At 62.3% G+C, this 17,374-nt stretch carries 22 protein-coding genes; 13 read left to right on the top strand and 9 right to left on the bottom strand.

The annotated features are described in order from the left end of the window. Window positions 1-127: 127 nt before the first annotated feature. From aspS to dcd, 4 genes are all read right to left on the bottom strand, one after another. Window positions 128-1,432 carry an aspartate--tRNA(Asn) ligase gene (aspS, locus tag NKH31_RS14695; protein WP_254862542.1) on the bottom strand — a complete coding sequence of 435 codons (1,305 nt, stop codon included), beginning with the start codon at window positions 1,430-1,432 and terminating at the stop codon, window positions 128-130. Between the two features lie 98 nt (window positions 1,433-1,530). Continuing rightward, window positions 1,531-2,229, bottom strand: a complete 699-nt coding sequence (locus NKH31_RS14700) for a class I SAM-dependent methyltransferase (RefSeq protein ID WP_254862543.1) — start codon at window positions 2,227-2,229, stop codon at window positions 1,531-1,533. A 27-nt stretch (window positions 2,230-2,256) separates the two neighbouring features. Next, window positions 2,257-3,168 (bottom strand): thiamine-phosphate synthase family protein, encoded by a 912-nt coding sequence (locus tag NKH31_RS14705; RefSeq protein WP_254862544.1) that lies wholly within the window; start codon window positions 3,166-3,168, stop codon window positions 2,257-2,259. Between the two features lie 112 nt (window positions 3,169-3,280). Continuing rightward, window positions 3,281-3,880 carry a dCTP deaminase gene (gene dcd / locus NKH31_RS14710; RefSeq protein ID WP_254862545.1) on the bottom strand — a complete coding sequence of 200 codons (600 nt, stop codon included), beginning with the start codon at window positions 3,878-3,880 and terminating at the stop codon, window positions 3,281-3,283. Window positions 3,881-4,003: 123 nt separating this feature from the next. On the opposite strand from dcd, the gene pth2 reads away from it, so the two are divergent. The 10 genes from pth2 (at window position 4,004) to NKH31_RS14760 (ending at window position 9,525) form a co-directional block, all read left to right on the top strand. After that, a complete protein-coding gene (pth2, locus tag NKH31_RS14715) occupies window positions 4,004-4,342 on the top strand; it encodes a peptidyl-tRNA hydrolase Pth2 (protein ID WP_254862546.1) in 339 nt (112 codons plus the stop codon). A gap of 84 nt (window positions 4,343-4,426) precedes the next feature. Continuing rightward, window positions 4,427-5,113, top strand: a complete 687-nt coding sequence (locus NKH31_RS14720) for an alpha/beta hydrolase (protein WP_254862547.1) — start codon at window positions 4,427-4,429, stop codon at window positions 5,111-5,113. Window positions 5,114-5,233: 120 nt separating this feature from the next. After that, window positions 5,234-6,625 carry a tRNA pseudouridine(13) synthase TruD gene (truD, locus tag NKH31_RS14725; protein WP_254862548.1) on the top strand — a complete coding sequence of 464 codons (1,392 nt, stop codon included), beginning with the start codon at window positions 5,234-5,236 and terminating at the stop codon, window positions 6,623-6,625. A 114-nt stretch (window positions 6,626-6,739) separates the two neighbouring features. Further along, entirely contained in the window at window positions 6,740-7,465 is a 726-nt protein-coding gene (locus tag NKH31_RS14730; protein WP_254862549.1) for a DUF2103 domain-containing protein, read from the top strand. Window positions 7,466-7,819: 354 nt separating this feature from the next. Further along, window positions 7,820-8,101, top strand: a complete 282-nt coding sequence (locus tag NKH31_RS14735; protein WP_254862550.1) for a 50S ribosomal protein L37ae — start codon at window positions 7,820-7,822, stop codon at window positions 8,099-8,101. A 3-nt stretch (window positions 8,102-8,104) separates the two neighbouring features. Further along, a complete protein-coding gene (locus NKH31_RS14740; protein ID WP_247728345.1) occupies window positions 8,105-8,239 on the top strand; it encodes a DNA-directed RNA polymerase subunit P in 135 nt (44 codons plus the stop codon). Then, the gene (locus NKH31_RS14745) at window positions 8,236-8,499 is read left to right on the top strand and encodes a KEOPS complex subunit Pcc1 (RefSeq protein WP_254862551.1); all 264 of its coding nucleotides are present in this window, start codon (window positions 8,236-8,238) and stop codon (window positions 8,497-8,499) included. The genes NKH31_RS14740 and NKH31_RS14745 overlap by 4 nt, the downstream gene beginning before the upstream one ends. A gap of 72 nt (window positions 8,500-8,571) precedes the next feature. Continuing rightward, the gene (locus NKH31_RS14750) at window positions 8,572-8,967 is read left to right on the top strand and encodes a prefoldin subunit beta (protein WP_254862552.1); all 396 of its coding nucleotides are present in this window, start codon (window positions 8,572-8,574) and stop codon (window positions 8,965-8,967) included. A gap of 1 nt (window position 8,968) precedes the next feature. Then, complete coding sequence (locus NKH31_RS14755; RefSeq protein WP_254862553.1) at window positions 8,969-9,268, top strand: DUF3194 domain-containing protein; 300 nt, start codon at window positions 8,969-8,971, stop codon at window positions 9,266-9,268. 119 nt (window positions 9,269-9,387) lie between these two features. Continuing rightward, window positions 9,388-9,525, top strand: coding sequence for a hypothetical protein (locus NKH31_RS14760; RefSeq protein ID WP_254862554.1), 138 nt, complete (start codon window positions 9,388-9,390; stop codon window positions 9,523-9,525). Window positions 9,526-9,602: 77 nt separating this feature from the next. Here the strand turns inward: NKH31_RS14760 and NKH31_RS14765 are convergent, their stop codons facing one another. Both NKH31_RS14765 and pan1 read right to left on the bottom strand, forming a co-directional pair. Further along, a complete protein-coding gene (locus tag NKH31_RS14765; protein ID WP_254862555.1) occupies window positions 9,603-10,160 on the bottom strand; it encodes a GMP synthase subunit A in 558 nt (185 codons plus the stop codon). A 119-nt stretch (window positions 10,161-10,279) separates the two neighbouring features. Continuing rightward, window positions 10,280-11,494, bottom strand: coding sequence for a proteasome-activating nucleotidase Pan1 (gene pan1 / locus NKH31_RS14770; protein ID WP_254862556.1), 1,215 nt, complete (start codon window positions 11,492-11,494; stop codon window positions 10,280-10,282). 121 nt (window positions 11,495-11,615) lie between these two features. Here pan1 and NKH31_RS14775 point away from each other — a divergent pair, with 121 nt between their 5' ends. The 3 genes from NKH31_RS14775 (at window position 11,616) to rad50 (ending at window position 16,104) form a co-directional block, all read left to right on the top strand. Beyond that, on the top strand, window positions 11,616-11,885 hold the full coding sequence (locus NKH31_RS14775) for a MarR family transcriptional regulator (protein ID WP_254862557.1): 270 nt from the start codon (window positions 11,616-11,618) through the stop codon (window positions 11,883-11,885). A gap of 122 nt (window positions 11,886-12,007) precedes the next feature. Beyond that, the gene (gene mre11, locus NKH31_RS14780) at window positions 12,008-13,420 is read left to right on the top strand and encodes a DNA double-strand break repair protein Mre11 (RefSeq protein WP_254862558.1); all 1,413 of its coding nucleotides are present in this window, start codon (window positions 12,008-12,010) and stop codon (window positions 13,418-13,420) included. Then, window positions 13,417-16,104, top strand: coding sequence for a DNA double-strand break repair ATPase Rad50 (gene rad50, locus NKH31_RS14785; protein WP_254862559.1), 2,688 nt, complete (start codon window positions 13,417-13,419; stop codon window positions 16,102-16,104). The genes mre11 and rad50 overlap by 4 nt, the downstream gene beginning before the upstream one ends. 103 nt (window positions 16,105-16,207) lie before the next feature. On the opposite strand, the gene NKH31_RS14790 is transcribed toward rad50, so the two are convergent. From NKH31_RS14790 to NKH31_RS14800, 3 genes are read right to left on the bottom strand one after another with little or no spacing between them, the layout of a single operon-like run. After that, window positions 16,208-16,651, bottom strand: a complete 444-nt coding sequence (locus NKH31_RS14790; protein ID WP_254862560.1) for a DUF7346 family protein — start codon at window positions 16,649-16,651, stop codon at window positions 16,208-16,210. Beyond that, window positions 16,648-17,079 carry a DUF7322 domain-containing protein gene (locus NKH31_RS14795; RefSeq protein WP_254862561.1) on the bottom strand — a complete coding sequence of 144 codons (432 nt, stop codon included), beginning with the start codon at window positions 17,077-17,079 and terminating at the stop codon, window positions 16,648-16,650. Before NKH31_RS14795 ends, NKH31_RS14790 begins: the two co-directional genes overlap by 4 nt. Window positions 17,080-17,134: 55 nt before the next feature. Then, entirely contained in the window at window positions 17,135-17,320 is a 186-nt protein-coding gene (locus NKH31_RS14800; protein ID WP_254862562.1) for a DUF7331 family protein, read from the bottom strand. Window positions 17,321-17,374 lie beyond the last annotated feature (54 nt).

A 17,374-nucleotide genomic window follows, 5' to 3' on the forward strand; every position in this document is an offset into this window, starting at 1 on the left:
GCGATCCTGCGAGACTCACTTCGTTCGACTCGCTGGCTCCCGGAGAGCTTGTCCTACGGGCTCATTCGCTGGAGATCTCGCAATACACTCTCCGTTCGAACCTGGCTTGCCATCGACATCTACGCCCTTACGGGCTCAGACGTTGTCGGTCGCGCGGGAAGAGAACCGCTTCTCGAATGTTCGGTAGATCGAGGATGGTCATCACGAGCCGTTCGCCGCCGAGACCGAAACCGGCGTGTGGCGGCATGCCGTAGCGGAACATCTTCGTGTAGTACTCGAACTGATCGGGGTCGAGTCCCTGCTGTTCGAAGCCGGCGACGAGGTGCTCGTAGCGGTGTTCGCGCTGCCCGCCAGAGACGAGTTCCATGCGCGGGGCCATCAGATCGAACCCGGTCGAGAGCTGTTCGTCATCGTCGTGATCTTTGATGTAAAACGGCTTGATTTCGCTGGGCCAGTCGGTGATGAAGTAGTGACCGCCGACGTCATCGCCGAGCGCCTTCTCGCCTTCCGTCGGAAGGTCGTCTCCCCAGACGAGCTGGTCGTCGAGTTCACCCGTCGCGTTGATTCGCTCGATCGCTTCCTCGTAGGAGAGCCGCGGAAAGTCGCCCTCGGGAACCTCGAAGTCGTCTGCGAGATCGAGCGTCTCGAGTTCGTCTCGACAGTTCTCTGCGACGGCCTCGTAGGCGGCTGTCACGACCGCTTCGGCGACGTCCATCGCGTCGTGGTGATCGCAGAACGCACCCTCGAAGTCGATCGAGGTGGCTTCGTTCAGGTGTCGCGGCGTGTTGTGTTCTTCGGCGCGGAAGATCGGACCGATCTCGAACACGCGCTCGACGTTCGAACCGGCGATCAGTTGCTTGAACAACTGTGGGGACTGGTTCATGAACGCCTCCTGGCCGAAGTACGTGATGGGGAACAACTCCGTTCCGCCTTCGGTGCCGGTCGCAACGATCTTCGGCGTCGTGATCTCCGTACACCGTAGTTCGCGGAAGCGTTCGCGAGCGGCTTCGAGAATCGTCGCTCGAATCGAGAAGATCGCCTGCACTTCCGACTTCCTGAGATCGAGCGTCCGGTTGTCCAGACGCGTCGAGAGTTCGGCGTCGACCTTCCCGGAGGGATCGAGCGGAAGTTCCGGGTCGGCCGCCGAAATCACGTCGACGCTATCGGGGACGATTTCGACCCCCGTCGGCGCGCGCGGTTCCTCGTCGACGGCGCCGGTGACCGAAACGACGCTCTCTCGGGTCACGCCGAGACCCGTTTCGACGAGGTCGTCGTCCATCTCGTCCTTCTCGAATTTCACCTGGATGCGCCCGGTCGTATCGCGGAGGATGAGAAAGGCGATTCCTCCGAGGTCTCGCACCTCGTGTACCCAACCGGCGACGGTGACCGTCTCGCCCGGTTCGGCATCGGCCGTGTAGGTTCGATCCTGCATGTCTCACGCTTACGCCAGCCACGACTTAAACGCCGTTATTTTCGCCGGCCCCGCCCAACCGGCCAACGCGTCTCCCGTCCGATCGGTCGCGATCGATCTCACCCGTCGACTACGCCACCGGTGAGCCTGATGAGTCCGAGATGGGAACGGTGCTCGTAGGTCGCAGTAGCCCTCGCTCGCAGCCGTCCGTGGGCCGTCGAAATACGCCGGTCGAGTCGCCCCGTGATATCGTCTTCGTAGCGGAGCTTTCGGGTGGGTGGCGTCGACAGCCTGACCACCGCCCCGAAGGCCGAATTGACCAGCGCTGCGGCTGGTCCGTGCGTGCGGGCGGCGTTGGCCAGAACGATCCGACCGCCGGGACCGACGAGGTCACACCACTCGTCCACGACGGCTGCCGGATCGTCGAACATACCGACGACGAACGTCGAGACGATTGCGTCGACGTCCGAGTCGACCGAAATCGGCGGATTTGTGGCGTCGGCCCGGATCAGGTGGACATTTTCCGCCCGTTCGATGCGGTGGTAGGCACGGTCGAGTACCTCCCTCGTAACGTCGATACCCACCACCGTGCCCGATTCGCCGACGACTTCGCGGAGGTACGGAAGGTTCGCGCCTGTTCCGCAACCGAATTCGACGACCGTGTCACCCGAACGTAGGTCGCACGCTTCGGCGACGCGACGGCGGAGACTCCGAATGCCGGGCGTTCCGGTTGCGATAACGTCGTACAGGCGCGCCCATCGGCCGTAGAACGATTGGGCGGACGTCGGGGATCGCTCGTCTGGTTGGTTCGCGTGCATCGGTGGTTGGACGGGATTCTGTCTCGGTCAGTGATGAACCGTCGAGGCGAGCGACCTGAGTGTCACGGCGACCGATTCGGGATCCGCGCCGAGAACGTACGTGATCGGCTCGATTCCTTCCCCACCGGTCTGGTAGAGGACCGTTGCGTCGGGGTTTTCAGCGATCGCCTCGCCAGCGTTCGCCTCGATGTCGCCGGTCTCGTCGAACTCGACCAGCTCGTGGCCCTCCGCCGAAAGCGCGGAGAGCAGCGCCGGATCGTATCGGATGTTCGCCGCGGCGGCGGCATCGCTACCGCCCTCGCGGGCGGCGAGCAGGATCGAGGCAACGTGCTCTGAGACGCCAAATTCCGGCTCGGCCGGGATTGTGGCCTGTCCCGTCACGTCGACGATCCGCCCCGGAACTCCTGCGACATCGTCGATCGTCCGTGCGTCGGGGACACACGCCACCAGGTTCGACCCGACCGCCGGAATTAACGAGGCGAAGCCGCTCGTGTTCTCGATGATCTGCAGGCCTCGTCGGAGCGACGACCGGACGCGCTCGTTCGTTCGGAGTTCGCTATCGGGAGCGTGGACGCGAAACGAGGGGTAGGTCGACAGCGCCGGCTCCGCGGACTCGTGCAGTCGAGCGAGCAGGTCGCCGCCCGATTCGAGTTCCCTGATGAGCACTTCGAGTTCGACCAGCGCCTGGACCGACGTCAGTTCCCCCTCGGCCAGTCCGGTCGCCAGGGTTCCGACGACGCGATCCACCCGCTCATCGTTTGCGATTTCATCGTTTATCTTCACCTCTCCGTGTGCGTACTTCGAAACGGCGCTCTGGCTTATCCCGAGCACCGAAGCGACTTCACGTTGGGTGAGCCCTTGCTGTCTGAGTTCGGCCGCCAACAACGATCTGACCGTCGGGAGGAATTCTTCGACGACGATCTCTTCGACGAACTTCATCGACTATCCTCGCGTACGCGGCCCGTGCGGTTAATTCTGCGGGTGCGTCGCTGGGACCCACACAACCGCCGTGCGCGTTCGATCACTGTGACCGGCGTGCGTTCGATCCGGATCATCCGTCCCCGAGTTGGTCTCCACCGAATTCGTGATCACCGCCGATTTTCGATGCCTGGGGCCCAGATTGATCCTGATACTTCGAGCCTCGCTCCGAGCCGTACGGTCGGTCTGCCGGCGAGCTTAGTTCGGTAAACGTGAGTTGCGAGACGCGCATCCCTGGCGTCAACGCGACCGGCGCCGTTCCCAGGTTCGAGAGTTCCAGGGTGATCTGGCCCCGGTAGCCCGGATCGCACAGTCCTGCGGTCGCGTGAACGACCACGGCCAGCCGACCCAGCGAAGATCGGCCCTCGACGTGTGCGATCAGATCTGCCGGAATCTCGACGCGTTCGTGGGTCGTCCCGAGCACGAAGTCGCCGGGGTGAAGAATGAAGTCTTCGTCCTCGCTCACGACGGTCTCGGTGACGTACTCGTCGACCTCGCGCGCCGCGTCCGGGTGGATACACGGAATGTTCGTCCGGCGAAACTCGAGGAACTCGTTTCCGAGTCGGAGGTCGACGCTGGCCGGCTGAATTTGCAACTCGAGGTCGTCGAGTGGCTCGATGACGAGATCGCCGTCGTCGAGCCGGTCTGCGATGTCCACATCGGAGAGTATCATACGCCGTGACTCGCGTGGGCTCTGTTAAATGAACCGGATCGATTCGGCACGCGTCGACCGTGGAGGTTCGGATCTGCCGGAGGCGATCGTCGCGCCTATTGCGGTCGACGGTGAGTTGGGGACATGAAGCAGGCAATCGTCGCCCGGACCGACATCGGAATGGGGACGGGAAAACTCGCCGCGCAGGTCGCCCACGCGTCGCTGTCGGCTTACGAACAGACCTCGAAGCGAGACCGGCGGACGTGGAAGTCGGGCGGTCAGAAGAAAGTCGTACTGAAGGGATCGAGCGAGCGGGAATTACACGAACTCGCCGAGATTGCCGACCGCGAGGGATTGCCGACGTCGATCGTCCGCGACGCCGGTCACACGCAGTTAGATCCAGGCACGGTCACCACGCTTGCCGTCGGTCCGGGGCCCGACGACGCCGTCGACCGCGTTACCGGCGAACTCTCGCTGTTCTGATCGCCCGGTCGAGGGCAAACTTTTCGTCGTTCAGACCGCCCGGTCAACGGCAAGGAATTTCATCTGGGGTCGCGTCGTGTGCGTATGACCGACGATTCGCCGCCAGAATCGGGGACGGATCCACACGCCGAGATGCCCGTCGAGCGGACCGGGGTCGATCCGTCGGACGCGAACGTCGCCGTGTTACTCGTTCACGGACGGGGTGCACGCGCGACCGGAATGCTCGACTTCGCTCGAGAGATCGATCGCGACGACGTGGCGTTCGTCGCCCCACAGGCACATCGTGGCACTTGGTATCCCCAGTCGTTCATGGCGCCGATCGACGCGAATCAGCCCCACCTCGACTCGGCGCTCGGCAAACTCGACAGCGTCCGAGAGACGGTCGAACGCGACGGACTCTCGACCGATCGAATCGTGTTGCTCGGGTTCTCACAGGGTGCGTGTCTCGCGAGCGAGTACGTCGCCAGAAACCCGACACAGTACGGCGGTCTCGTCGCGCTGAGCGGAGGACTGATCGGTCCCGAGGGAACGACGTTCGAGTACGAGGGATCGCTGAACGGAACCCGGGCATTTTTCGGTTGCGGCGACGAGGATCCGCACATTCCGGTCGACCGGGTCGAGGCGTCCGCGACGGCGTTAGAGGCACTGGATGCGGACGTCGAGACGCGGATCTACGAGGGTATGGGCCACGGCGTGATCGAAGACGAGATGACGGTCGTCCGCGACCTCCTCGATGCCGTCGTGGTTGGTACCGACTCGGCGCACTCGTAACCGCCTGGAGTCGGATGTGGTCGAGGAGATCGAATTTGTGTCGGCCGGTCGAGAACTGCCGACTGTCGAACGGAGAACGAACGCATTTTCCCCTTCTGACTCCTACGCCGATGCAGATCAATGCGCGCTGCACATCCGACCGAACGGGCCGTCGGCATGGAGTACTACGTCAGCGACGTCGACGGGATCGGCGGCCGGTTGCGAGACCGCGATACTCACTTTCGCGTGCGCGAACGCGAAAACTTCGAGACGGAATCGGTCGACGCCGATCCGTCCGCGTACCCGCACCTGGTCTTTCGAGCGAGGCTTTCGGGCTGGGATACGAACGACTTCGCCGCGAGGCTGTCGGACGCCCTGGAGATGAGTCGCGAGCGAGTTTCGTGGGCCGGGACGAAGGACAAGCGAGCGGTGACGACCCAGCTCTTTTCAGTCCGCGACGTGTCGCCCGGCGACCTACCGTCGCTTTCTGGGGTCGACATAGACGTCGTTGGTCGTGCCGGTCGATCACTCGAGTTCGGTGATCTGCTCGGAAACGAGTTCGAGATCGTCGTCTCCGATCCCCAGCGTCCGGACGCCGCGTCCGACGTCGTCACCGATCTCGCCGGGTTCGGCGGTCTCGACGATCAGGAAGGTGACGATGGCGCCGACGAGTCTGGCTCCTCGATGACCGATGGGAGCCCGGTCTCGATCGGCGTTCCGAACTATTTCGGCCAGCAACGGTTCGGAAGCTATCGCCCCATCACACACGAGGTCGGATTGGCGATCGTCCGTCGCGACTGGGAAGGCGCGGTGCTGACGTACCTCGGAAATCCCCACGAGTCGGAACCGGCGGAGACCCGGGCGGCCCGCGAATTCGTCTCCCAGACGCGCGATTGGCTCGAGGCGCTCGATCGATTTCCGGGCCACCTGCGCTACGAACGATCGCTCCTCCACGCCCTCGCAGAGAGCGACGGCTCGCCCGACGCGGAGGCGTACAGGCGTGCGCTCGAACGGTTTCCCTCGAATCTCAGACGACTGTTCGTTCACGCGGCCCAATCCTACGCGTTCAACCGAATTCTGAGCGAACGGCTGTCGCGCGGGCTGCCGTTCGACCGCCCGGTCGAGGGCGACGTCGCCTGTTTTGCGGATCGAACCGTCGAAATGGATCTCGCGGTTCCCGACACGGATCGCCTCCAGCGCGTCGACGGCCGCCGCGTGGATTCCGTCGCCCGTCACTGCGCGCGCGGTCGGGCCTTCGTCACCGCACCGCTCGTCGGCACGCAGACGGAACTCGGCGCGGGCGAACCCGGCGAGATCGAGCGGTCGGTGCTGGACGACATCGGTCTCCGCCTGGGCGACTTCGAGCTCCCCGGCGAGTATCACTCCACCGGAACGCGGCGGTCCATCCTCGTTCGCACCGATCTGTCGATCGAATACGATCCGTTGACGCTCTCGTTTTCGCTCCCGAGTGGATCGTACGCGACCGTCGTCCTGCGCGAATTTTTGAAGTCCGACCCGACCACGCTCGGGTGACCGGTTCGCGCTAGAATCGATATCAGTCGTTGAGTAGGTGGCTCTGACGTGACCACGAGTACGACGTCGCTACCGAAGCGTGGTGGTTTTGAGTCGGCCGGTCGATGCTCGGGTATGGAGTGTCGTCATTGCGGCTCGTCTCTCGAGAAGCCGGGTGACTTCTGTCTGGTGTGTCGAGAGCGAAACGCCGACGCGGTCGTGCTAGAGGCGGCGCGCGACCGAGCGACGCTAACGATCGTCGACGAGGATACCGTGGTCGGCGAAACGACGGTGACGACGATTCCCGAGACAGCGGACGAACGCGCCACGATCGAACGGCGAAACTTCGCGAGCCGGATTGGCGACGAGATTCGACGGAAGCGACCCTCGAACGTATACGCGACGGGTGATCGAACCGTTATTCGGGACGTTCGTCGAGACGTTCACTACCAGTTCTACCGAATTGACGCCGACGACCCGGTCGATCACGTCGTCTCCCGACGAGGCGCTGACGCGCTCGACATCGTCGAAACACCTCCCGGTGAGAAGATCAGCGGCAGTCACTCGACGCTCATCGGCAGTCGAACGGGCATGCGCGCGATACGAACCATCGCTTCGCACCCGCACGTAAAGAAAGTCATCCCCGGACCGATCGACGCCGGCGGGACGGGATCTCGGTCGGGGCTTCGGGCGAAAGTTACGCGGGCGGACGACGGGGGTAACCTGCGAATGCTCTTGCGAGACGGATCGAGCGTTCAAGAAAATCGGATCGTAACGACGGCGTGGGACGCCCAGACGGGTGAACGCGTCCGGGAGGCGTTGAACGAAGCGCTGGTCGATGCGGAGTTTCAGGAGGCGTAAACGGCCGGCCTACAACGTGACCGGTGTCCGCGAACCGGTTCGAGACCGTGACCGTCATCGTTCCATCGATGAGCGTTTTCAGGCTGGACGTTGCCGGCCTTTCCGTGAACCGTCCAGATGCGGTGTTACTTGCGATCGCAGTCTCTACAGGCGGTGGCGTACTGCTGGGTCGTCTGTTCGCGAGAACGGACGTCTCGAGCGTTCCGCCGAGCGTTCCGATCGCCCTCGGTGCGATAGCTGGATTCGCCATCATCTGCGTCGAGTGTACGGTCGTCTGGGCGCGGGTAACTCGGGCCCGCGAGGCGGGGACGACTCAACAGGTTTATTGGTGGCGTGGGGATAGTGACGAACACTATGGCCAAGAAATCCAGCGGAACGGTCGGGAGTGCCGGTCGGTTCGGCGCCCGATACGGGAGAGTCGCCCGACGGCGCGTCTCGGAGATCGAAGCGGAGATGAACCACGCTACCGTCGACGACGACGCCGTTACCCGAATCGGAACCGGAATCTGGAAGAACGAAGAGACGGGCGAAACGTTCGCCGGCGGGGCCTACCGTCCGGAGACGCCCGCGGGCAAGACCGTCACCCGTTCGATCCGCGCGGCACTGAACGAGGATACAGACGAGACTGAAGAGTAACCGATGGCGTACAAGTGCTCTCGCTGTAAGCGCGACGTCACGCTCGACGAGTACGGCGGCGTCCGCTGTCCGTACTGCGGGCACCGTGTGTTACTCAAAGAGCGCAGCCGCGACGTCAAAGAAGTCGACGTCGAGTGACTTCTTCCCCCCATACGACGACGATTACGTTTTCCTATCGGAGCGAACGTCGAGCAACCGTCATCGAGCGAAGCCTGGCGTGCGAACTCGGGGAGATAGACGGTGATCGCTCCGAGACGACACTCGATCGCACCGGAGCGACGCTGAGCGTGACGATCACGGCGCAGGATCTAACGGCGCTTCGAGCCGCGCTCAACACCTGGCTCTCGCTCGGCGACGTCGCCGAGCGATCTATCGATGTCGGAAGGCCCGCCCCCTGATCGTGTCCGGGTTCCGGATCCCGCTCGCGATCAAAGCTTGGGTTTATCAGGCCGGGAACCGTCCCGCCACGTATGCAGGGTAACTTACCGCCGGAAGCACAGGAGAAAATCGAAGAGCTGCAGGGGCTTCAGGAGACGGCACAGACCGTTGCGGTCCAGAAGCAGGAAGCCGAGTCGGGGCTCCAGCAGGCCGAGATGGCTCTCGAAGAGCTCGACGAGATCGACGCCGATACGACGATGTTCCGCCAGATCGGTGATCTCTACGTCGAGACGGAGTTCGACGAAGCCGAGTCCGAACTCGAAGAGAAAGTCTCGACGCTCGAAATCCGTCTCGAAACGCTCGAAAAGCAAGAAGAACGCGTCCAACAGCAGTTCGAGTCGCTCCAGGAAGACCTCGAGGGATTACTGGGCGGCGGTGCGGTCGGTGGCCCGGCCGGTCCTGGCGGTCCCGGCGCAGGCGGCGCGTAAGATGCCGACCGACGACTCCGTCGGCGCGAATGGGGGCGGCCCGACTGACGAAGTCGCCGACTCCGATCCCGACGACGTGACGGTGGTCGAGGCGGCCGCCGAAGCGGCCGAATCCCTCGTGTTCGAACGGTACAAACAATCCGCTGTGCGTGATCTGGACGTCACCGTCACGTTCGAGGAGGGCGTGCTCGACGTCGACGTCTACGTCAACGCCCCGGAAACCGACGTCACTCCCGACGACGTCGCAGACGAGGCGGCGATCGCCGCCCGGGACGCGGTCGACGATCTCTTCGACGCCTAACGAGTGAGTTCGGGGTTGCACCACCCAACTTTTCCCGTGTTCCCGGGCTACGTACCCGTAAATTTGGATACACGTTCGGTCTCCGGTACGTTTAAATGACTAACCGCGGAGTGTCGAGTATGGCCGTCGATATCGACCAATTCAGACATCCGTCCTGGCTGAGCGCGATCGGGGCTGGGCTGGGGTACGTCTTGATTATCGCGCTGTTGACCGTCTTGCTGTTTGTCGTCCCGTATCTGCTATTCGTCTCGCTGTAACGGTCTACGCCGGCAGCTGTCATCCATTGTCTCGCTCGAAGTAGTATCGCCGAACGGGATCCAGCCGTCAACTGTGGTTACGGTGACGTACAGATCTCGAGAAAGTTCTGAAGGACCTCTTCGCCGCGTTCGGTGTGAGCTACTTCCGGGTGCCACTGGACGCCGTAGAGATCTTTCTCGCGGTTGCTCATCGCTTCGATTTCGCAGACGTCGCTGGTCGCCGTCCGTTCGAACCCGTCGGGAACGCTCGTCACCTCGTCGGCGTGGCTGGCCCAGACGCGCGTCTTCGGGGCGAGCGACCCGACGAGCGGATCGTCCTCGTCTATGATGTCGACGGAAACGTCCGCGTAGCCGCCGTAGTCGCCGCTTCCGACTGAACCGCCGGGAAGTTCGGTCGCCATGAGTTGCATGCCGAGACAGATGCCGAGAACCGGGACGTCGGCTTCGAGGTACGCCGGACTCTCGCCGATCTGTTCCATATCCGGTCCGCCCGAGAGGACGATTCCGTCCGCATCGACGGCCGACGGCGGCGTCTCGTTGTCGACGAGGTCGGTCTCGATTCCGAGGTCGCGCAGCGCGCGCTGCTCTAAGTGCGTAAACTGGCCGTGGTTGTCGACGACCACGATCTTCGTCATTTCGTAGGTCTACCGACCCGGCGTGTAAAAACCGACCGGAATGCTATTGCTCCGTATTACGGACAGACGGCTCCTCTGAGTAACTCGTGATAGAACGCTGTGGATGACGGCGATCCGGATTACGCGAAGGTTTTCGAGACGTCGCCAACGTCTTCCGATTCGGCGTTTACCTTCTCCCAGGCGTCGTAGAAATCTTCGGTCGTGATCGTCGTTCGGTCGTCCCGAATGGCGAACATACCGGCTTCGGTACAGATCGCCTTGACGTCCGCACCGGAGGCGTCTACGGTCTCGCTCGCGAGCGTCGCGAAGTCGACGTCGTCGTCGACGTTCATGTTGCGCGTGTGGATCTCGAAGATGAGTTCGCGGCCCTGTTCGTCGGGTTTCGGCACTTCGATCAGCCGGTCGAACCGGCCGGGTCGGAGGATCGCCCGATCGAGCATGTCGAATCGATTCGTGGCCGCGATGATGCGAATCTCACCGCGTTCTTCGAATCCGTCCATCTCGGAGAGCAGTTGCATCATCGTCCGCTGGACCTCGGCGTCGCCTGAGGTCTTCGACTCGGTTCGCTTCGCTGCGATAGCGTCGATCTCGTCGATGAACAGAACGGCGGGCTCGTGTTCGCGGGCGACGTCGAAGAGGTCGCGAACGAGTTTCGCACCCTCGCCGATGAACTTGTGAACGAGTTCGGAACCGGCCATCTTGATGAACGTCGCGTCGGTCTTGTTCGCGACGGCCTTTGCGAGCATCGTCTTTCCGGTCCCCGGCGGGCCGTAGAGGAGGACGCCGGACGGTGGGTCGATCCCGACGTCTTCGAACATCTCCGGACGATCGAGGGGCATTTCGACCGTCTCTCTTACTTCCTGAAGCTGGTCTTCGAGTCCGCCGATGTCCTCGTAGCCGACGTCCGGACTTTCAGTTACTTCCATCACGCGGGCTCTGACGTCCGTTTCGCTCGTGAGCGACTTGACGATAGAAAGCGAGTTGTTCACGGCGACGCGGTCGTCTGGAGCTAACTCCTCGCGCATCTCGTCGGTGACCTCGGTCAGCGCCTCCTGGTTGTTTCCGTGTTGCTTGATGATGACGCCGTCGTCGGTCATCTCCTGAACAGTCGCGACGAACAATGGAGACTGTTTGAGTTTCTTGTTCTCGTGTGAGAGCCGTTCGAGTTTTTGCTGGTATTTGTTGTTCTCAGCGTTCGCGTCGAGGAGTTTGTCCCGCATCTCCTCGTTTTGCGCCTCGACGATTTCGAGGCGGTCCTCGAGCGCCCGTATTTTCTCCTGTTGGGACGTCTCGTCCTCATAGGGGAGCTCCACGTCATCCACAGTATCGGTCATCACACCTCCGTAGGGCATTGCTTCATAAGAGGTTTCGGGTCAGATCAATGGCGGCTGGATAACCCAGGATTATAATTTAGAACAGCAAATATTATTACCCTGTATCCGAATGTGTGAGGTGATGAGTGCATCAGAGGCGCTACAGCAGTCGACCGAATCGGGTGGAACGTGGGAGGACGTACGCGACTTACCGCCGAGTGCGAAGCTCGTCGCGAAGGTTCTCGAGTACAACGAGACGCTCTCACAGCAGCAATTGGCCGAAGAAACCTTACTCCCCGCACGCACGGTGCGGTACGCGATCAGCCGGCTGGACGAGGCTGACGTCATCGAATCCCGGTTCTCGTTTACCGACGCCAGAAAACGCGTCTACCGCCTGGATATCGAGTCCTGACCGACCGTAGTGGCCCAAACCGTCAGGTCCTCGTCGAGGGTGTATCCCGTCGGAACAGACCGTTTCCGTCCGTGTCAGCGCACGACGGAATCCATTTAGGGTACGCGCCCGAAGCATCGCTGATGACGCGGGTGATTCACACGGGCGATACTCACATCGGGTATCAACAGTACAATTCGCCCGATCGACGTCGCGACTTTCTTCGGGCATTCGAGGCGGTCGCCTCGGCAGCGATCGACGGTGACGTCGATGCTGTCGTCCACGCCGGGGATCTCTTCCACGACCGGCGACCCGGTCTCGTCGATCTTCAGGGAACGATCGACGTACTCAGACGACTGGCCGACGCGGACGTTCCGTTTCTCGCGATCGTCGGCAATCACGAGACCAAGCGAGACGCACAGTGGCTCGATCTCTTCGAAGATCTCGATCTCGCGACCCGCCTCGGTCCGGATCCGGTCGTCGTCGGCGACGTCGCGTTCTACGGTCTCGATTTCGTCCCGCGATCGCGTCGCGAGCACCTGAACTACGAGTTCGACGAGGCGCCCGCGGACGTCTCTGGGACGGCGCTCGTCGCACACGGTCTGTTCGAGCCGTTCGCACACGCTGACTGGGACACGGAGGCGGTTCTTTCAGAATCGACGGTCGACTTCGACGCGATGTTGCTCGGCGACAATCACGCCCCCGACACGGCGACGGTCGCCGACACCTGGGTGACCTATTGCGGATCGACCGAGCGCGCGAGCGCGAGCGAGCGGGATCCGCGCGGCTACAATCTCGTCACGTTCGAAGACGAGGTTTCGATCACGCGGCGAGCGCTCGAAGACACTCGCGATTTCGTCTTCGTCGACGTCGAACTCGAACCTGGTGAGGGTGTCGATCGGGTCCGCGAACGTCTGGGACAGCACGATCTCTCGGAGACGGTCACCATCGTAACGATCGAGGGTGACGGCGAACCGGTCTCACCGGCCACTGTCGAAGCGTTCGCCTTCGAGCGCGACGCGCTCGTCGCACGGGCGAACGACCGTCGCGACCTCGCCGAGGACGCGACCGAACATCAGGTGACGTTCGCGGATCCCGATTCTGCGGTCACCGATCGGTTGCGCGAACTCGACTGTAGCGACGGCGCCCTGGCCATCGACGCGACCGTCCGCGACGAGACGGTCGCCGACTCGAACGTCAGGGAGTCCGTCGAGCGAACGGTTCGCGACGCCCTTACCCAGAGTGGTCTGTCGTTCGTCGACGTCCACGAGATGCTCGACGACGATTCACCGACTGTCACCGAACCGGCTGGTGCGGAGACGGCGCCGTCGGATTCGGCTTCTGAGGGCGATCCGGACGAACAAACTGACCCACCGAATCCAGATCGACCCGATGCGGAGGGGGAGCCGACCACGGGCTCGGACGGGTCGACACGGCCGGCAGCCGACGCCGACCCCGTCGAACCGACGGACGGCGATGGGGACGGCGACTCACCGACAGACGGGTCGTCCCGGAACGAAGACGACGGGCAGGTTTCTATCGGTGATTTCTCGTGAAGGTGACTCGACTCGCCCTGGGTAACTTCAAGTGTTACGAAGAGGCAGAGCTATCGCTCGCATCGGGCGTGACGGTCGTCCACGGCGTCAACGGGAGCGGAAAGTCGACCTTGCTCGAGGCCGTATTCTTCGCGCTGTACGGTTCGAAAGCGCTCGACGATCGAACGCTGGCCGACGTCGTGACCACCGGTGCGGACGCCTCTGAGGTGTCGTTGACGTTCACACACGCTGGCGATTCCTATCGACTCGACCGCCACCTCTCGCGACGCGACGACCGCGCGACGACGACGAAGTGTACGCTCGAGACGCCGGACGGGACGATCGACGGCGCGCGCGACGTTCGGGCGTACGTAACCGACCTCCTCCGCATGGACGCCACCGCGTTCGTCAACTGTGCGTACGTCCGTCAGGGGGAGGTGAACAAGCTCATCCACGCCTCTCCGGGCGAGCGCCAGGATATGATCGACGAATTGCTCCAACTCGGCGCGCTGGAAACGTATCGAGAGCGGGCGAGCGAGGCCCGTCTCGGCGTCTCCGACGTTCTCGACGAGGTTCGCGGCGAAGCGAGCACACTCGACGAACAGATCGAATCGAAAGCACAAAAGGAACTTCCGGAGCGACTCAACGCGCTCGAAACTGAACTGTCGGACGTCGAATCGGAGATCGATCGGTTCGACGAACAGCGAGAATCGGCGCTCGAAACGAAAGCGAACGCCCAGGAGGTAATTGACTCTCACGAGGAGACCCGAACCGAACTCGAGGAACTGACCGAGACGATCGATGATCTACGCGAGAAGATTACGCAGACGGAATCCGAGCGATCGGACGCCGCCGATCGCCTCTCGACGCTCGAATCGCGCCGTCGCGAACTCGACGAGGAGATCGAGACGATCCGCTCGTCCATCGAGGGTGATCTCTCCGACGAATCGGCGATCGTCGACCGACTGGAGTCACTCGAAGCGCGCGACGACGCGCTTCGAAACGAGTTAGAGGAAAAACGGCTCGCGATCAGCGAGACCAAGGGAACGATCGAACAACGCAGAGAGCGCGCAGACCAGCTCGAAGCCGACGCGACGAACGCGCGAGAGGAGGCAGCTGAGCTCACCGAAAAGATCGAAACCGAACGCGAAGCGATCGACGAACGCGTCTCGAAACTCGAAGCACTGGACGAAGAACTCCAGACCCACCGTGAGCGCTTCGAAGACGCGCCCGTCGAACCCGGCGGAGCCGAAGCGTTACTCGAATCGCTCACCGAGGAGCGATCGGAGCGACGGGAGGAGTTGAGCGAGCGCAATGCCGAACGAAAAACGGTCGAAACGTCGATCGAAGAAGCCGAGGCGCTTCTGGAGGCTGGAAAGTGTCCCGAGTGTGCCCAATCCGTCGAGGAGTCGCCTCACGTTTCCCATCTCGACGACGACCGCGAACGATTATCGACCATCGAGGCCGAGTGTGAGTCCATTGAGGAGACGATTGACGAACTCTCGGATCGCATCGACCAGGCCGAGCAACTCCGCGATGCGGAGCGTCGGATCGACCGACTTGGGGAAAATCGCGAGTCGATCTCGCAGCTGCTCGCCGAGAAACGGGAGGCGGTCGAAGAGCGCGTCGAGAAACGAGAGTCGTTGCTAGAAGCCACAGAGGAATACGACGCGTCCGCGAGTAAGCGGCGTGAGGAGGCCGACGAACTCGAATCGTCGATCGAGACGCTCCGGGACGAACTCGGCGAACTGAACAAACGCCGCGCAGACGTTCGTGACACTCGCGAACGCGTCGAGACGCTCCGGTCGACGCTGACGTCTCGTGAGGACGTTCGTCGGGAGATCGAGTCGATACGCGAACGCCGCGCCGACTGGAAGACGATGAACGACGAGCGCCGGTCACAGCTCTCTACGGCCAGAGAGCGCAGATCGGAACTGGAATCGGCGTTCGACGAATCGCGCATCGAGGCCGCCCGCTCCGACCGACAAAAGGCCGAGTCGTACATCGAGCGAGTCGACGAGAAGTTGGCAACGCTTCGGTCGCGCCGAGACGAATTACAGAACGCGATCGGAGCGGTCGAGAACGAACTCGATGAGCTCTCGTCGTTACGCGACCGGCGCGAGTCGGTGGACGACCGTCTCGATTCGCTCGAGGCGCTGTACGACGAGGCCCACTCGCTACAGGAACTGTACGCCGACCTCAGGGCGGAACTCCGTCAGCGAAACGTCGAGACGTTAGAGCGCATGTTGAACGAGACGTTCGAACTGATCTATCAGAACGACTCGTACGCCGGGATCGATCTGGACGGCTCCTATCGACTCACCGTCTACCAGAAGGACGGGGAACCGCTCGATCCGGATCAGTTATCCGGCGGTGAACGAGCGCTCTTCAACCTGAGTCTGCGGTGTGCGATTTATCGATTACTCGCCGAAGGTGTCGAGGGATCAGCGCCGTTACCGCCGCTCATCCTGGACGAACCGACCGTGTTCCTCGATTCCGGACACGTGAGCCAGCTCGTCTCGCTCGTCGAGACGATGCGAGGACTCGGTGTCGAACAGATCGTCCTCGTCAGTCACGACGAAGAACTGGTGGGCGCAGCCGACGACCTGGTCCACGTACGAAAAGACGCGACGACGAATCGATCGACGATCGAAACTCGCGATCCGAACGAGGCCGACCGCGTCCTCGCGTCGCTGTCCGAGTAACTCCGTCTGCTCGGGCGACAGCTACTGAACGCGATGTCGTTTTCGCTCGGTCGGTCGGCTTCATCCGGTCGCTTCTCTGACGTCCAAGAACGATGAGCCTCCTCTACTCTTCTGAGGGTCCGCCTGTGTTCGATAGCGCGTTGAGGGCCTCGGTACAGCGCTCTGTCGTTCGGTAGCCGCGCTCTCCGTCGACTGTCGTCTCTTCGACGAATCCGTTCATCCGGAGTGAGGCCAGCATGCCGCTCAAATCGCTTTCACAGAGGTCCGTCGATTCGAGGAGCCATCGTATCGAGTACGGCCCGTCGGCGTCGAGCACACAGAGCAGTCCCAGGCTTTGGCTATCGTGGACGGTCGTAACGAGGCTTCGCACTGGATCGGGTACGGCGAGTGCGGCGATTTCGAGCGATGATTCGCCATCAGCGGGTTCCAGTCGATCGTTTCCGACGTAGCACTCGGTTCCCGTTTCAGGGTTGCGGACGAGACTCGCTTCCTCGGACCGTTTGAGAAGGAGGTATTCGGTTCCGCGGTCGTCACGTACGGTCTTCATTGTTGGGTATCAGATTCGTCGTCGATTGTCGTTTCCTCTGCAGACGCTGGGGCTGTATCGGGATCACCCGGGTCGGACGAGAGGGATTCGATGTTGGCATTCGATTCGCTCTCGCGCATAAATCGTCGATATCGGCGATACGCGAGTCCGAAGAGAACGATTCCGCCGGCGATAAGCGCGAATCCGCGCTGGTACCAGCCCAGAAAGTAGACGAGCATCGGGCCGAGCGAGACGAACAACACGGCGACGTTCACGATCAAAACCACCGACCAGAACGCCTGAACGACCTCTTTGGGTGCGTCCGATTCGTCGGTCGAAACGCTCGGAATCGTCAGTCCGTCGGCAGCCGGATCGTGCAGGTCCGACTCCGGGTCCCACTCGTCGGGTTCGTGAGCGCTCGGATCCAGATCGAAGTCGTCGTTTCCCACGGGTAGAGTTCTCCCTGTTCGATGAAAAAACGTGTCGGTGTCCGCGAGTCGATACTCAGACGAGATCGGCCAGACACAGTGTCCGGTCGGTCTCTACCCACGCGAGGGGATTCTCTGTGTCGTAGAATACGATCCCCTCGTCGGTTTCGTACGAGTCGATGCTGGGCAGGCGGGCCAGCTCTTCGGTCGATTCCCGCTCGTCGGCCACGTCGTCGTTGATGCGGGTAGACACTGTAGTCACCTCTGGTTGTGCTACGTGTTATCACGTTAAATGTCTTATTGCCGGGACGCCTCG

It is taken from the genome of Halovivax gelatinilyticus, assembly GCF_024300625.1.
GTDB classification, from domain to species: Archaea; Halobacteriota; Halobacteria; order Halobacteriales; family Natrialbaceae; genus Halovivax; species Halovivax gelatinilyticus.

Excerpts from the sequence above, each read along its gene's own strand:
- aspS (WP_254862542.1), bottom strand. The coding sequence starts at position 1,432 with ATGCAGGATCGAACCTACACGGCCGATGCCGAACCGGGCGAGACGGTC.
- NKH31_RS14735 (WP_254862550.1), top strand. The coding sequence starts at position 7,820 with ATGGCCAAGAAATCCAGCGGAACGGTCGGGAGTGCCGGTCGGTTCGGC.
- pan1 (WP_254862556.1), bottom strand. The coding sequence starts at position 11,494 with ATGACCGATACTGTGGATGACGTGGAGCTCCCCTATGAGGACGAGACG.
- NKH31_RS14700 (WP_254862543.1), bottom strand. The coding sequence starts at position 2,229 with ATGCACGCGAACCAACCAGACGAGCGATCCCCGACGTCCGCCCAATCG.
- dcd (WP_254862545.1), bottom strand. The coding sequence starts at position 3,880 with ATGATACTCTCCGATGTGGACATCGCAGACCGGCTCGACGACGGCGAT.
- NKH31_RS14760 (WP_254862554.1), top strand. The coding sequence starts at position 9,388 with ATGGCCGTCGATATCGACCAATTCAGACATCCGTCCTGGCTGAGCGCG.
- NKH31_RS14775 (WP_254862557.1), top strand. The coding sequence starts at position 11,616 with ATGAGTGCATCAGAGGCGCTACAGCAGTCGACCGAATCGGGTGGAACG.
- NKH31_RS14755 (WP_254862553.1), top strand. The coding sequence starts at position 8,969 with ATGCCGACCGACGACTCCGTCGGCGCGAATGGGGGCGGCCCGACTGAC.
- NKH31_RS14740 (WP_247728345.1), top strand. The coding sequence starts at position 8,105 with ATGGCGTACAAGTGCTCTCGCTGTAAGCGCGACGTCACGCTCGACGAG.
- NKH31_RS14705 (WP_254862544.1), bottom strand. The coding sequence starts at position 3,168 with ATGAAGTTCGTCGAAGAGATCGTCGTCGAAGAATTCCTCCCGACGGTC.
- NKH31_RS14765 (WP_254862555.1), bottom strand. The coding sequence starts at position 10,160 with ATGACGAAGATCGTGGTCGTCGACAACCACGGCCAGTTTACGCACTTA.
- NKH31_RS14730 (WP_254862549.1), top strand. The coding sequence starts at position 6,740 with ATGGAGTGTCGTCATTGCGGCTCGTCTCTCGAGAAGCCGGGTGACTTC.
- NKH31_RS14790 (WP_254862560.1), bottom strand. The coding sequence starts at position 16,651 with ATGAAGACCGTACGTGACGACCGCGGAACCGAATACCTCCTTCTCAAA.
- NKH31_RS14720 (WP_254862547.1), top strand. The coding sequence starts at position 4,427 with ATGACCGACGATTCGCCGCCAGAATCGGGGACGGATCCACACGCCGAG.
- pth2 (WP_254862546.1), top strand. The coding sequence starts at position 4,004 with ATGAAGCAGGCAATCGTCGCCCGGACCGACATCGGAATGGGGACGGGA.
- truD (WP_254862548.1), top strand. The coding sequence starts at position 5,234 with ATGCGCGCTGCACATCCGACCGAACGGGCCGTCGGCATGGAGTACTAC.
- NKH31_RS14750 (WP_254862552.1), top strand. The coding sequence starts at position 8,572 with ATGCAGGGTAACTTACCGCCGGAAGCACAGGAGAAAATCGAAGAGCTG.
- mre11 (WP_254862558.1), top strand. The coding sequence starts at position 12,008 with ATGACGCGGGTGATTCACACGGGCGATACTCACATCGGGTATCAACAG.